A 13,823-nucleotide genomic window follows, 5' to 3' on the forward strand; every position below is an offset into this window, starting at 1 on the left:
CGCTCGACTTGCATGTATTAGGCACGCCGCCAGCGTTCGTCCTGAGCCAGGATCAAACTCTCCATTAAAGACCAACCGAAGCTGGTTTATCGAAAGAGCGATTAGCTCATTTTGAAACTGACGAGATAAAATATCTCAATGTTGATTTTGCGAACAAAATCATTTACTCACTCGTTGTTCAGTTTTCAAAGATCAAACCTTTATTATCTCTTACTTTGTTCCATCACCGCATCTCAGCGGCGACTTTTATAATATATCATCTCTTTTTGAATTTTGCAAGAGTTTTTTTAAGATTCTTTTTTTCGAGCAAATCCTTCAAAAAGGAACGAAAGTTAATTTACCATGAATACTAAATAGAGTCAATACTTTTTTTGATATCAGAAAGTATGTTTACTTCCTGATATCTTTGTCTGATATATTTCTTCTTCATTTTTTTCATTGCTTGGTTTGTGGGACACGCCCTCTGCGTGCATACTTGGATAATTCCTTGGCGGGTGCAAAACGGGCATACATGCGGAAAACTGTTTTATATCGAAGTGCTATAGCATAACGGATATCCTGATCCAATCGGGTATCGCTCATGTCAAGCAGCATTTCATCAAGTTCCTTACGAAGAACGTAATCAAGTTCCTTGCATTCTTTTTCGTTAAACAGCATTCCCAACATATGACCATACTCCCTTATCAGCAGATTATATAGTACTTATATTTGCTCATCTAATTGTTCCAAACTTTACCTGTTTTTAAACTCAACTGCTAAGGTTTCAAACTTACTCCGATTCATCTTTACCGCATTTCTTTACGCTCTCCCCTTTGTTATGTTCAATTTTCAAGAAATATATAAATAATTAGCCATATTATTTTAATGTGACAATAGACGATAAGTTATGCCGCTCTCAATTGCAGCTGCTATAAGCAGAAAAATGACAGACCATATGGACACGGTCAATGTTTGTTTCAAGAAAACTTTCCACGAAGGGCCAGTACCTTTGCGTTTTAGCCCTAAGCTTGTACCTAAGGTAGACATTATATTAACCCCAAACTTCAAACCAAAGGCACAGGCGACAATCAACACAGGCAATTCAATCACACCGTGAGGCAATAATCCTTTTACGACAATTTCATACATACTTCTTCCCATATCTGCCTGCAGGTGTACTACAAAGCCTAAAACCATTCCATTCACAATCAGAAATATAAACGGTACGATTCCAAAAAGAGCCCCAGCAAATATAACCAGCACACATTTGATTGCATTATTGAAAAAGATAAAGACAAAAAAACTCCATTGAGGATGCTCAGAGCTCTGTAAGCGTTGCGACACTTCCCCTAGCCCCTCCATTTGTTGTACCAACATAGCTTGAATAATACCTGTACTAAACCATCCCACAACAATACTTGCGCAGAAAAAAAGGGCAGAAATCAAAATTAACCGTCTTGCAGTGCATAAATCTTGAAAAAATGCTCTTAGTCCCATTTGTTGAATCCTCCTATGAGTCCAATGGAATAATTGACAACCCCTGGCATAGCCTTAAGTAAACAAGCACTTCTAGGATGAAAGGGGCATTAACCATGAATTCTTTTTTCTATGTTTTGAACGGCAAAAAAATCAAACGATTCCTGATTGTAATAGCTGCAGCCGTCTTTACTGCTGGAGTCATTTATGTAGAAACCGATAATGTTACGGTTTTTTCCGAGGAAGCGCCAACTGCCATTTACAGTGTGCCTACAGATAAAAAGCTGATCGCTCTCACCTTTGACATTAGTTGGGGCGATAAGCGTACTTCCCCTATTTTAAAAGTCCTCGAAGACAAAAAAGTGACCAAGTCCACCTTTTTCCTCTCTGCACCTTGGAGTAAAACACATCCAGAACTTGTGAACCAAATTAAAGACAGCGGATTTGAGATTGGCAGTCATGGCCATAAGCACGAAAATTATAGCAGCTTAAGCGATGAAGAGATTCGTAAGCAGATTTCAACAGCTCATACCACATTAACCGAGCTAACTGGTCAATCCCCGAAGCTAATCCGTATGCCTAATGGCGACTTTGATAAGAGAGTTCTCCAGGTTGCCCGTACTTTAGGCTATAAAACCATTCAATGGGATACCGACTCCCTGGACTGGAAAAACCCTGGTACGCAGGTCATAATCGATCGTGTTGTAAATAAAGCACATCCCGGGGACATTGTCCTTCTTCATGCCAGTGATTCTTGTAAACAAACTCATGAAGCGTTGCCCGTCATTATCGACAAGTTGCGCGCGAAAGGCTATGAATTCGTGACTGTATCCGAACTGCTTCAACAGGGTACAGTAAAAGGTAAAGAGGTTCGCGATCAAGCTCTGGGTCTTTAAGGAGTTATTTTACATCGTTCTCAGCTAAAAACCAAAAGTAACTCGACATATTTCTCCCCAATCATCCGCATACTATCCACATTCATGATGAAGGAGGAATACGGCCATGAATTGGACTCGTTTGCGATTTGTTAGTATGGTATGTGTACTGGGCGTTGCACTGAGCGGCTGCGGCTCGGATCAGGCACCTCCCCAGAACAGTTATAAAGAGATGAAAACGATGGTTGTCGATATCCTGAAAAGCGATGACGGGAAAAAAGCAGTAGAAGAAGCTCTTACCGGGGAAAAAGAGGGGAAATCAGGTCAAAGCGGTGAAGAAGGCGGAAGTGGAGGTGGATCTGGCGGCAGCGTGGGAATGAAAATGCTTATGACCACGCAATCGGCAGAACAGATGAAAATCGCTGTAAAAGATACCTTGGTCTCGCCTGAATATAAAAAGGAAATCGAAAAAATTATGACTGATCCACGTTTTGCCGGAGAATTTGCCAAAGCCATCAATAGTCAAAACAAACAACTTCATATGCAGCTTATAAAAGACCCTACTTACCAAAAATCAATTGAGGCGATGCTAAAGTCGCCAGAAATAACCAAGATGTACATGGAATTAACTAAAACACCCGAATATCGAAAACAATCTATGACAGTCATGCATGATGCGATGCAGAACCCCATTTTTCGGCTTGAGGTCATGAATTTACTCAAAACGGTTGTACAAGAGGAACTTCAACCTAAGGTTGAGAAAAAAGGCGGCGAGCAAGGTGGCTCTAAGGATCAAAAGCAAGGTGGTGGTGAAGGAGAACAAGGCGGTGGTGAAGGAGGGCAAGGAGCAGGTCAGTAAAAAAAGGCTGGTTAACAACCAGCCTTTTTTATTTATTCAGATTCCATGTGCAACCTCGTAATTTGAGCGGCTATATCATTATAAATCGCTCCTGTCGCTGACTCGGATTTATATACGGATGGAGAAAAATCAGGCTCTGACGGATGATTGTCTGGAATACCCAGCGGAATTTGTGCCAGAAGTTTCGTGTGAAGTGTATCAGCTAACATAGCCCCGCCTCCCCGTCCAAAAACATAGTCTTTTTCTCCGGTGGAAGACACATAATAGGACATGTTCTCCACGACTCCTATGACTTTGTGATCTGTTTGAAGAGCCATTGCCCCTGCACGTGCAGCTACAAAAGCTGCCGTCGCATGTGGAGTAGTGACAATGATTTCTTCACTCTGAGGGATCATTTGATGCACATCTAGCGCTACATCGCCAGTACCCGGAGGTAAATCGAGTATCATGTAATCCAGCTTGCCCCATTCAACATCACTAAAAAACTGCCTAAGCATTCTCCCCAGCATGGGACCTCTCCAAATGACCGGGTTGTTTTCTCTAACAAAGAAGCCCATGGACATGATTTTGATGCCAAATCGCTCCACTGGCTGAATGATACCATCTTCTACCGAAGGTACATCCTCTACCCCAATCATATCCGGCACACTGAATCCATAGATATCAGCATCAATTAAACCCACACGCTTTCCCTGTCTAGCAAGAGCTGCCGCCAAATTCACAGATACTGTCGATTTTCCGACACCACCTTTTCCGCTCGCAATAGCAATAAATCGTACGCCAGATGCTGGATCAAGTAGCTCATGTTCTTCCATGCCGACAGCATGTCCTTTGGTCAATACCGGATCAGCTATCTCCTCAGGATCCTCTCCATTGTGAATGGCTGACTTTTCAGAATCGGAAGCCTCACGAATACGAATATGGACGTGACTTATGCCCGCTTCTTCTAATGTCTGCCGGATTTCCCGATCCAGTTCTATCCTCGTCTCTTCCTGTCCATTCAGGGTAATAGCAGTCAATGATACCCGATCCTCTTTAACAACCACATCCCGAATAAAATGGAGGTCAACCAAACGGTGTCCCGTTTGAGGCTCTCGCACTTGCTGAAGCAGCTCTATAACTTGCTCTCTCGATTGCATGAATAATCAGCACCTCTGCTTTATTGATTTACGTAGTGGTAAACACTTACAGTATACCACTATCTGACTTCAGGTGCTGATGAGATCCCCTTTTCCCCGGCGCTGTAACGCAAAACCCCTTTATATATAGACGCAGCCACTTGTCTTTGATAGTTCTCATCACTGAGTCGTCTGGCTTCCTCTGGATGGGACAAAAATCCGACTTCTACAAGAACAGCTGGCATTTTGAGTGCCTTTAATAAATAGACTGTGTTCACGGTCTTAGCTACTCTATCCGTATTTTCCAAGTTGCGCTTAATTTCATCCTGAATTAAAGACGCCAAATTCGCGTTATCCGCATGATTAGGAACAAAAAAGGTCTGGGCTCCACTCCATCGGCTCGACGGGATACTGTTCATATGAATACTTAAAAAGAGGTCAGCTTTCTGTTCCTCAATCATACGTACACGTTGCTTTAGGTCCTCCGTCTTTCTTCTGGCATAGCCTTTTGTTTCTTGCTGCGCCAGATCGCGGTCATCCTCACGTGTCATGACGACAACAGCTCCTGCTTGCTGCAAATAATCACGCAAATAAAAAGCAATCGCCAGATTAATATCCTTTTCAATGACACCCTCTTTGCTAACTGCTCCTCCATCAGGCCCTCCGTGTCCAGCATCTATGGCGATTACCTTACCCGTAAGTGGTAGACTCCAATGAATCCAGGCTCTTGAAGCAGGTATCTCATACAATGTCAGCATGATAAATAGAACGGCGAGACAACAACCTAACAATATTTTTTTCAGCGTCCGATAACGAATCCATAGTGTAATCTCGGGTTTACGATTATTTTTTTGCATAACAAAACGCCTCCGTCCTATACAGATACTAATAATCTATATGGGACGAGGCGTGTAGTTAGTACAACTCAGGCATGAACAAATTCTTTCATACCTTCAATCAGCACTTGAGCGACCTCCGGTCTTGTAAATTCAGGTGGGGGACAAACCCCCGAGCGCAACAATTCGCGCACCTTGGTACCCGAAAGCGTCAAATGATGATCCTTGGGATGTGGGCATGTTTTGCTTGAGGCCATATTTCCACATCGGGTGCAGTAAAAGCTGTGTTCAAAGAACAATGGTATAATCCCCAACTCTTCAGGTGTAAATTGTCTGAAAATTTCCTGTGCTTCATAGGTGCCGTAATAGTCCCCTACACCGGCATGATCCCTTCCAACAATAAAATGGGTACAGCCATAGTTCTTTCGCACAATAGCATGGAAAATAGCCTCTCTGGGACCAGCGTATCGCATGGCAGCAGGAAACACCCCTAGAAAGGCCCGATCAGCCGGATAATAGTTGTCCAGTAACACCAGATAGCTCTTCATACGTACATCTGCTGGAACATCATCTGACTTAGTCTCTCCAACGAGTGGATTTAGAAATAAAGCATCCACAATTTCCATCGCACTCTTTTGAATGTACTCATGTGCCCGGTGCACTGGGTTTCGCGTTTGAAAACCGACCACAGTCTTCCAGCCCTTTTCGGCAAAAAGGTTGCGCGTCTCTGCTGGTGTGTAATAAAATTCGCTAAAACGGATAGGTTCAGGTCGTTTCAGCACTTGCACGCTTCCTCCTACATAAGTAGCAGGTCGGGTTAATAGTTTGTTTACACCAGGGTGGGCCGGGTCATCCGTCTTGAATACACATCTGGCTTCCTCAGTCTGGTCAACACGATAAATACTCTCAATATCGAGTACAGCATAGATAACACCATCTGCTTCTCCCACCAAGGCTACCTGCTGGCCTAATTTCAATTCACTAGCTACACTTTCTTCAATTGCAAGAGTAATGGGAATACTCCAGACCGTACCATCGGCAAGACGCATATCCGCTACCACCGATCGATAATCTGACTCATTCATAAAACCCGTCAATGGAGAGAAAGCCCCCACTCCAATTAAATCCAGATCGGAAATGGTCCAAGAGTTTACAAGGATAGGAAACAATTCACCTGCAGCCTGCAACAATGCTTCTTGCTCCGGGCCTGTAATGTTTCTATTAACCAGCGTTCCGCCGTGCGGAAGAATTGCAGTCATAATGTACTTCCTTTCTATTCATAAATAAGGATCATAGCTACCCATATACCATTTTATTGATGGAGTCCACACTCTGTTTTCTCATTGCCTGACCAGCGGCCCGCACGAGGGTCCTCACCTGGCAGGACTTCACGTGTGCACTGCTCACAGCCAATACTGGGATAATTACGATCATGCAATGGATTATACAGCACCTCATGAGTGCGAATATAGTTCCAGACATCCTCGGATGTCCAACTCGCCAAGGGGTTGAATTTAACGAGGCCAAACTTTTCATCATACTCTACTTTTTTGGCATTCGCACGTGTAGGGGCCTGATCACGGCGGATACCAGTAATCCATGCATCATACTGAGACAGAATGCGTGTCAGTGGCTCAACTTTGCGTATACCACAGCATGCATTAGGATCTGATTTCCACAGCTCCTCTCCATGCTTGGCAGCTTGCTCTTCGGGAGTGATTAAGGGAGAGACTCTAACAAAATCCAAGTTGTATCTAGCCTGCATCTGATCACGCGTATCGTAAGTTTCTTGAAAATGAAAGTCAGTATCCAAGTAAAAAATGTCGGTAGAAGGGCTAATTCTTTGAAGCATATCTACGAGTACTACATCTTCTGCTCCAAAGCTACAAGCAAAGGTAATGTTGGGGAATGTTTGAACTGCATACTGGATAATTTCTTCAGGCGTAGCCTTTTCCAGCTCACTTGCTTTGACTCGAATCAATGCTTCTTTCTCCAATAAGTTCATTATCAATGCGCCTCCACATGAAGATTCATAAATAAGTAATACTCCAATGCCGACTAAACTAATAAGAATAAGTAAAGTATAGAACTTTCATAATCATTGTCAATCCAAGAAAAAACGTCATGATGTAAACATATAACTACTCGCTATATGCAGGAACGTTGTTCTGCCAGCATTTTTAGAGGCACTTTTGCATTTCCAACCAAGTTCATTGGCTTTATATAAAATATTCTTATACCGAACATTTGAAAATTGCCTCTAGGTTGCTTAGCGTCACAAGCAACTAGTCCATAATTATTCCTTGGATTTAACCGAGGAAAGATATTTAGGAATCCGATGAACTTTTTACATTTGCTTTCATAGAAAGATGAAGTGTATATGGCCAGGATCAGTTCAAGGTAACCCGTTCTGAGCACAAAGTTTATACCCAACGAAACCCACTACCCAATCGAGAGTTCTGTTGCTAATCGTGCTTCTATTGAGGAAAAATTAAAAAGATGGCAACCACATAGAACGCATTAAGCTCCTATAGCGCTCATAGCGTCTCTGCCTGAGGGATTAATGATTGGACACCAATAAGGCCCACATCGAACTGAAGACCTGCTTAAAGTCGATCTCAGTGGCTAAAAAAGCTCACATCATTATTGTAATTTTTTTTAACCCAGGAGACAGGCAGTAGTAAGCTAAAGATGCTCTGAGCTAATAGCGCAAGCTAACTGATGTATTCCTTACTGTATCCTAGAAGTCAACAAAACCAATATATAGGATAGAATAGCCATCGATCAGCCAGAAGAGATCCATAAGTTTTTGTCAAATCGGGAATGACAACAAATTCCCCTGATTTTATTACTTAGTCACAGGTTATGAACATTAGAGGATAAAGAACGTTATCATAGCAAACTGTATTTGTGTATAACAATAACGAATTTAATTACATCGTGGATAACTTACACATCGGATAGTGCCAATAGGAATATATGTATCCACAGCGATAGATGGAGCCAGAAATTCTGGGGTAGATTTATTTATCCACATAGTAATTAGCAGCAAGTGATCTAAATAAAAAAAGAACCTTTTCCATAAGGAAAAGGTTCTTCTGCATTCGAAATATTAACGTTTCGAGAACTGTGGAGCACGACGAGCGGCTTTGAGGCCGTATTTTTTACGTTCTTTCATACGTGGGTCACGAGTCAAGAAGCCTGCTTTTTTCAAAGCTGGACGGAATTCTGGATCTGCTTTCAACAGAGCACGGGAAATACCGTGGCGAATTGCGCCTGCTTGACCAGAGATACCACCACCATGAGCGATAACGAGTACGTCATAGCTACCAAGTGTTTCTGTCAGATTCAATGGTTGTTTTACGATCAGTTTGAGAGTTTCCAAACCGAAATATTCATTAATATCACGCTTATTGATGACAATGCGTCCTTCACCCGGTACGAGACGAACACGAGCTACCGAATGTTTACGACGACCTGTCCCATAGTATTGTACTTGTGCCATGAAACTGTCCTCCCTTTTAATTATCCGCGAAGTTCGTAAACTTCAGGTTTTTGTGCTGCATGTGGATGCTCTGTACCTCTGTAAGCTTTAAGTCTCAGCTTCATTTTGTCGCCTTGACGAGTTTTAGGAAGCATACCGTGAACAGCCAACTCCAACATACGTTCAGGTTTGTTCTTAACCATATCTTGTGCAACCGTTACTTTCAGACCACCTGGATGCAGGGAGTGACGATAGTATTTCTTGTTCTCCATTTTTTTACCGGTCAATACGATTTTTTCCGCATTGATTACAACAACAAAATCACCTGTGTCCACATGTGGTGTAAACTGTGGCTTGTGTTTGCCGCGAATCAACGCAGCCGCTTCGCTTGCCAGACGGCCGAGCGTTTTGCCTTCGGCATCAATGATGTGCCAATTGCGCTCAACTTCATTTGGCTTAGCCATATACGTAGTACGCATGAAAAGTATCCTCCTTAAATTCGTTAACAGAAATCATCATTTATCTTCGTTCGTTAAGTTGCTGCATTATTGATGGATTAGTTGTTGCTTTAAAGTGATTATCTTAATTGGGGCTGTGGGAAAGCCATTAAGAAAACACAACTTTTATATTACAGGATAATCATCAATTCTGCAAGGGAAAAATCAATGTTTTTTGATGTTTTATTCGTACTCTACATTCCAGAGCGTTAAAGCGTGTCCAACGGCAGTAGGCCCCGCCTTTGAACGGTTTTTTGCTTCCAAAATGGAGGGAATATCATCCGGCGATTTTTTGCCTTCTCCCACTTCTAGCAAAGTCCCCATAATAATCCGAACCATGTGCTGCAAAAATCCGTTACCTGTAATATAAGTATGAATAATTCCCTGATCATCCGATCCTGGACGCGAAAAGGAATGGTCTACCATTATATAGGCTTCGTAAATAGTGCGAACATGATTCGTCTTTTGGGAACGTCGAGATGCGAACGAAGTATAGTCAAAGGTGCCCACTAAATGAGCCAATCCTTTTTCCATCGCTCTTATATCTAGACTCGTAGGATGATGGGCCTGTGTACGGCGGTGAAAGATGTCTGGAAACCGGTTCGCATTTATACTATACCGATACGTCTTCCGCTTCGCCATGCGGCGTGCATGAAAGGACAGTGGCACCTCTCTCGCATCCGTAACGATGATATCACGAGGCAGCCAGGCATTAAGTGCCAGACACCAGCGATGTATCGGAATCGGCGATTCAGTATGAAAATTGAATACCTGCCCGTATGCATGCACACCTGCATCTGTACGTCCTGAACCCGTAATTTTAAGACGTTCGCCCGTCAATGAGTATATAGCATTTTCAAGGCAGTCCTGAATAGTGTTGCCACTAGGCTGCGTCTGAAAGCCATCATAGTGGGTCCCATCATAGTTCACCTTCATGCACAAGTTCCGCATGCTTCTCACACCTTTGCAGGGGTATTCTCTGGTCTTGCAGGAAATAACCGAACATAACAAAGGAGAAGCCCCTCAAGGACTCCTCCAAGAGAAAAAAAGGGTTGTTCAGAATCAAGCCGATTCTGTCCACCCTTCCCTCATCTTCGCCTGTTTACGCGCGGTCAACCAATTCCAGATATACCATTGGAGCGGCGTCGCCACGACGAGGTCCCAGTTTCAAGATACGAGTGTATCCACCTGGACGCTCATTGTAACGTGTAGCCAATTCGCTAAACAGCTTTTGGATTGCATCCTGCTCACCATCCAAAGTTTCACGGCGAACGAACGCAGCCACTTGACGACGTGCGTGCAGATCTCCTTTTTTCGCTTTGGTGATCAGTTTTTCAGCAATAGAACGAACTTCTTTCGCTTTAGCCTCAGTAGTTTGGATACGCTCATACAAGAACAGATCGGTTACCAAATCACGAAACAAAGCTTTACGGGCACTGGAATTACGGCCCAATTTTTGGTATGCCATGTATTTTCCCCTCCTTCACAAAAACGTTGCTGTGCTATTCTTCCGTACGAAGTCCTAAACCAAGTTCCTCGAGCTTCTCTTGTACTTCTTCCAAAGATTTGCGACCCAAGTTGCGGACCTTCATCATATCTTCTTCAGATTTAGTCGTGAGTTCTTGTACCGTATTGATACCAGCGCGCTTAAGGCAGTTATAGGAACGGACGGAGAGATCCAGCTCTTCGATCGTCATTTCAAGAACTTTTTCTTTCTTGTCTTCTTCTTTTTCGACCATAATTTCTGCATCTTTTGCTTCATCCGTGAGACCCACGAATAACATCACATGCTCGGTCAAAATTTTGGCTCCAAGGCTCACAGCTTCTTCAGGACGAATAGTTCCGTCTGTCCAAACTTCAAGTGTCAGCTTGTCATAATTCGTAACCTGGCCGACACGCGTATTTTCTACGCCGTAGTTCACGCGTGCAATCGGAGTGTAGATGGAGTCGACGGGAATGACGCCGATCGGCTGGTCATCACGTTTATTCCGATCCTGCTTAACGTAACCGCGACCGCGATTGGCAAAAATACGCATGTGAAGTCTCGAACCCGGTCCGAGCGTTGCAATGTGAAGATCCGGATTAAGAATTTCCACATCACTATCCGCACGGATATCACCTGCCGTTACAACTCCTTCGCCTTCCGCATCGATTTCGAGTACTTTCTCTTCATCTGAGTGGATTTTAAGCGATAAAGCTTTCAAGTTCAGAATGATCTCCGTTACGTCTTCCTTCACACCGGGAACCGTTGCAAACTCGTGCAGAACCCCATCGATCTGAACCGATGTGACTGCTGCCCCCGGCAACGAGGATAACAGAATACGACGAAGCGAGTTCCCAAGCGTCGTACCGTATCCGCGTTCCAGCGGTTCTACTACGAATTTTCCATAGGTGCCATCATCATTGACGTCAACCGTCTCAATTTTCGGCTTTTCGATTTCTATCACTGCAATATCCCTCCTTCAAAACGTCGCTCCTATATGAAACATTCACCTTATCCATAGTCTATCATGTAGTACACCTAAACATCCATTCTTGGCAGTTTGTGCCGGATCTATACTACACGCAGAGGAGAAATCTCATTAGACGCGACGACGTTTTGGAGGACGGCATCCGTTATGAGGTACCGGAGTTACGTCTTTGATCAGGTTAACTTCCAGACCAGCAGCTTGCAAAGAGCGAATTGCTGCTTCACGACCTGCACCAGGTCCTTTAACCATGACTTCGACAGTCTTCATGCCGTGTTCCATAGCAGCTTTAGCAGCAGTTTCTGCGGCCATTTGAGCTGCGAATGGAGTAGATTTACGGGAACCACGGAATCCCATGCCGCCTGAGCTGGCCCAAGAGATTGCGTTACCGTGTGGATCTGTGATCGTAACGATCGTGTTGTTGAACGTGGAACGGATGTGTGCCACGCCACTCTCGATATTTTTACGGTCACGGCGTTTTGTGCGTACAACTTTTTTCGGTTTAGCCATTGAATGTTATCCTCCCTTCTTATTTCTTCTTGTTCGCTACAGTCCGACGAGGACCTTTACGGGTACGAGCATTAGTTTTAGTACGTTGTCCGCGAACAGGCAATCCACGACGGTGACGAACACCACGGTAGCAGCCAATCTCAGTCAGACGTTTAATATTTAAGGAAATTTCACGACGCAGATCGCCTTCTACTTTAACTTCTTTGTCGATCGTTTCACGTAATTTGCTCACTTCATCTTCAGTCAAATCACGAACACGCGTGTTTGCACTGATGCCTGTTTCCTTCAAAATTTTCTGAGAAGTCGTCTTACCGATTCCGAAAATGTAAGTCAAGGCGATCTCAACGCGTTTGTCACGTGGCAAATCCACACCAGCTATACGAGCCATTTTACGCTACACCCCCTTCTATTAACCTTGTTTTTGTTTGTGTTTCGGATTTTCGCAAATAACCATTACATTCCCTTTGCGGCGAATGACTTTGCATTTCTCGCAAATAGGTTTTACAGAAGGTCTTACCTTCATGTTGATTACCTCCTCCAAGCTTTACCCTGGTAAAACTCGCTTCGTGAACATTCACATCGTTTTGCCGAGCAAAACAAGTTTTTTTAAATGACGTACGTTTAATAAAAACCTGCATGAATTACTTGCGGTACGTTATACGGCCTTTGGTTAAATCGTAAGGCGATAACTGTACAACCACCTTGTCGCCTGTCAAAATACGGATAAAGTGCATCCGCAGCTTTCCGGAAACATGAGCAAGAATTTGATGACCGTTCTCCAGCTCTACCTTGAACGTAGCGTTCGGTAGTGGCTCGATTACCGTACCTTCAACCTCAATGACATCTTCTTTGGCCAAAGTCAGTCTCCTTTCTCTTCAGCTTGGTATTCGGACGATTCCAGGAAAGTTTTCACTGCATGCCGCAGTTTTCCGTTCGTCACCCGACCGCTTTCGTTTAAACTATTTACAATCTCGCTACTAATCTTTGGCTGAGGCACCAAATGAAGAATATTTTTCTTCTTCGCTTGATCAAACTTTCGTTTATCCCCATCCGCAATATACACAAACCTGCTATCTGCTATTGAAACGACAACCGCAATCTGTCCGGCACCTCTGCCCTTCAGAATCTTCACCAGCTGACCGATTTGCAGGTTTCCTTGCTGATTCATTCCAATCACCTACGCACTCAGTTTCGTGAAAATGTCCATGTCGTCCGCTTCATCCGCCACCACTTGCTCAAAACAAGCACAAGAGATTACGTTCATCGTAACGACCGTCCAGTTGTCTTCCAGCGTCCCTACAAGGTGAGCGCCTATTGGAATCATTGATTCAATAGCCAGCACAATGCCGGTTTTCAGCCTCGGCCCCTGCTCGGAAATACCACGGTTTGGATTCTCAATATATTGCCGAATGGCATGCGACATTGTAAACTGGCGAGTTTTTGTAATGACATCGCCTTTGTTTAACTTGCGTTTGCCGGGAAATCCGTGCACCAGTTTTTCGTTGACTGAAGCGCAAATGCTAGCAGGAAAACCGTTATAACCTTTAAAAGACGGCACAGCTCCCTGACTGCGAATATACCGATCAGCTAAATGATCAAGTTCACCGGTCGTAATACCGGGCTCGATGTGTCCAGCCAAGAAATGATTCGTTGCCGTATTCATTTCCCTAGCTTTCCTCATAAAGCTTGATTCCGTCCCCGACTTGCAAATGATCATTACA

19 protein-coding genes and 1 rRNA gene are annotated in these 13,823 nt (G+C 43.7%); 2 read left to right on the plus strand and 18 right to left on the minus strand.

The genetic code is table 11. The features are described from left to right. From ABEW32_RS14880 to ABEW32_RS14890, 3 genes are all read right to left on the minus strand, one after another. Positions 1-68: ribosomal RNA gene (locus ABEW32_RS14880) — 16S ribosomal RNA — on the minus strand; the annotation flags it as partial. Between the two features lie 367 nt (positions 69-435). Next, positions 436-666: a hypothetical protein gene (locus ABEW32_RS14885; RefSeq protein WP_013312131.1), complete on the minus strand. Its 231-nt coding sequence runs from the start codon at positions 664-666 to the stop codon at positions 436-438. A gap of 195 nt (positions 667-861) precedes the next feature. After that, positions 862-1,476: a stage II sporulation protein M gene (locus ABEW32_RS14890; RefSeq protein WP_430188798.1), complete on the minus strand. Its 615-nt coding sequence runs from the start codon at positions 1,474-1,476 to the stop codon at positions 862-864. 95 nt (positions 1,477-1,571) lie between these two features. Here ABEW32_RS14890 and pdaB point away from each other — a divergent pair, with 95 nt between their 5' ends. Continuing rightward, the gene (gene pdaB, locus ABEW32_RS14895) at positions 1,572-2,351 is read left to right on the plus strand and encodes a polysaccharide deacetylase family sporulation protein PdaB (protein WP_430188801.1); all 780 of its coding nucleotides are present in this window, start codon (positions 1,572-1,574) and stop codon (positions 2,349-2,351) included. Between the two features lie 106 nt (positions 2,352-2,457). Continuing rightward, positions 2,458-3,189 carry a spore germination lipoprotein GerD gene (gene gerD, locus ABEW32_RS14900; protein WP_430188804.1) on the plus strand — a complete coding sequence of 244 codons (732 nt, stop codon included), beginning with the start codon at positions 2,458-2,460 and terminating at the stop codon, positions 3,187-3,189. A 32-nt stretch (positions 3,190-3,221) separates the two neighbouring features. On the opposite strand, the gene ABEW32_RS14905 is transcribed toward gerD, so the two are convergent. From ABEW32_RS14905 to ABEW32_RS14975, 15 genes are all read right to left on the minus strand, one after another. Then, positions 3,222-4,328 (minus strand): Mrp/NBP35 family ATP-binding protein, encoded by a 1,107-nt coding sequence (locus ABEW32_RS14905; protein WP_430188806.1) that lies wholly within the window; start codon positions 4,326-4,328, stop codon positions 3,222-3,224. Positions 4,329-4,387: 59 nt separating this feature from the next. Next, positions 4,388-5,164, minus strand: coding sequence for an N-acetylmuramoyl-L-alanine amidase CwlD (cwlD, locus tag ABEW32_RS14910; protein WP_430188809.1), 777 nt, complete (start codon positions 5,162-5,164; stop codon positions 4,388-4,390). A gap of 68 nt (positions 5,165-5,232) precedes the next feature. After that, a complete protein-coding gene (gene sat / locus ABEW32_RS14915; RefSeq protein WP_430188811.1) occupies positions 5,233-6,402 on the minus strand; it encodes a sulfate adenylyltransferase in 1,170 nt (389 codons plus the stop codon). A gap of 53 nt (positions 6,403-6,455) precedes the next feature. Further along, positions 6,456-7,148 carry a phosphoadenylyl-sulfate reductase gene (locus tag ABEW32_RS14920; protein WP_430188814.1) on the minus strand — a complete coding sequence of 231 codons (693 nt, stop codon included), beginning with the start codon at positions 7,146-7,148 and terminating at the stop codon, positions 6,456-6,458. 1,107 nt (positions 7,149-8,255) lie between these two features. Next, complete coding sequence (gene rpsI / locus ABEW32_RS14925) at positions 8,256-8,648, minus strand: 30S ribosomal protein S9 (protein ID WP_013373250.1); 393 nt, start codon at positions 8,646-8,648, stop codon at positions 8,256-8,258. A 20-nt stretch (positions 8,649-8,668) separates the two neighbouring features. Continuing rightward, positions 8,669-9,106, minus strand: coding sequence for a 50S ribosomal protein L13 (gene rplM, locus ABEW32_RS14930; protein WP_013373251.1), 438 nt, complete (start codon positions 9,104-9,106; stop codon positions 8,669-8,671). A 201-nt stretch (positions 9,107-9,307) separates the two neighbouring features. Beyond that, on the minus strand, positions 9,308-10,075 hold the full coding sequence (truA, locus tag ABEW32_RS14935; RefSeq protein WP_430188817.1) for a tRNA pseudouridine(38-40) synthase TruA: 768 nt from the start codon (positions 10,073-10,075) through the stop codon (positions 9,308-9,310). Positions 10,076-10,226: 151 nt separating this feature from the next. Beyond that, on the minus strand, positions 10,227-10,592 hold the full coding sequence (gene rplQ / locus ABEW32_RS14940) for a 50S ribosomal protein L17 (protein WP_013373253.1): 366 nt from the start codon (positions 10,590-10,592) through the stop codon (positions 10,227-10,229). A 34-nt stretch (positions 10,593-10,626) separates the two neighbouring features. Beyond that, positions 10,627-11,571 carry a DNA-directed RNA polymerase subunit alpha gene (locus ABEW32_RS14945; protein ID WP_013373254.1) on the minus strand — a complete coding sequence of 315 codons (945 nt, stop codon included), beginning with the start codon at positions 11,569-11,571 and terminating at the stop codon, positions 10,627-10,629. A 135-nt stretch (positions 11,572-11,706) separates the two neighbouring features. Beyond that, positions 11,707-12,102 carry a 30S ribosomal protein S11 gene (gene rpsK / locus ABEW32_RS14950; protein ID WP_007432559.1) on the minus strand — a complete coding sequence of 132 codons (396 nt, stop codon included), beginning with the start codon at positions 12,100-12,102 and terminating at the stop codon, positions 11,707-11,709. A 19-nt stretch (positions 12,103-12,121) separates the two neighbouring features. Beyond that, entirely contained in the window at positions 12,122-12,490 is a 369-nt protein-coding gene (rpsM, locus tag ABEW32_RS14955) for a 30S ribosomal protein S13 (protein WP_007432560.1), read from the minus strand. Between the two features lie 21 nt (positions 12,491-12,511). Next, entirely contained in the window at positions 12,512-12,625 is a 114-nt protein-coding gene (gene rpmJ / locus ABEW32_RS14960; RefSeq protein WP_003333770.1) for a 50S ribosomal protein L36, read from the minus strand. 118 nt (positions 12,626-12,743) lie between these two features. Continuing rightward, positions 12,744-12,959 (minus strand): translation initiation factor IF-1, encoded by a 216-nt coding sequence (gene infA / locus ABEW32_RS14965; protein ID WP_006212898.1) that lies wholly within the window; start codon positions 12,957-12,959, stop codon positions 12,744-12,746. 2 nt (positions 12,960-12,961) lie between these two features. Beyond that, a complete protein-coding gene (locus ABEW32_RS14970; protein WP_430188820.1) occupies positions 12,962-13,270 on the minus strand; it encodes a hypothetical protein in 309 nt (102 codons plus the stop codon). 9 nt (positions 13,271-13,279) lie between these two features. Beyond that, positions 13,280-13,819 carry a M24 family metallopeptidase gene (locus ABEW32_RS14975; RefSeq protein WP_430188823.1) on the minus strand — a complete coding sequence of 180 codons (540 nt, stop codon included), beginning with the start codon at positions 13,817-13,819 and terminating at the stop codon, positions 13,280-13,282. Positions 13,820-13,823: the final 4 nt, after the last annotated feature.

The organism is Paenibacillus jamilae, from assembly GCF_050482105.1.
GTDB lineage: Bacteria > Bacillota > Bacilli > Paenibacillales > Paenibacillaceae > Paenibacillus > Paenibacillus jamilae_B.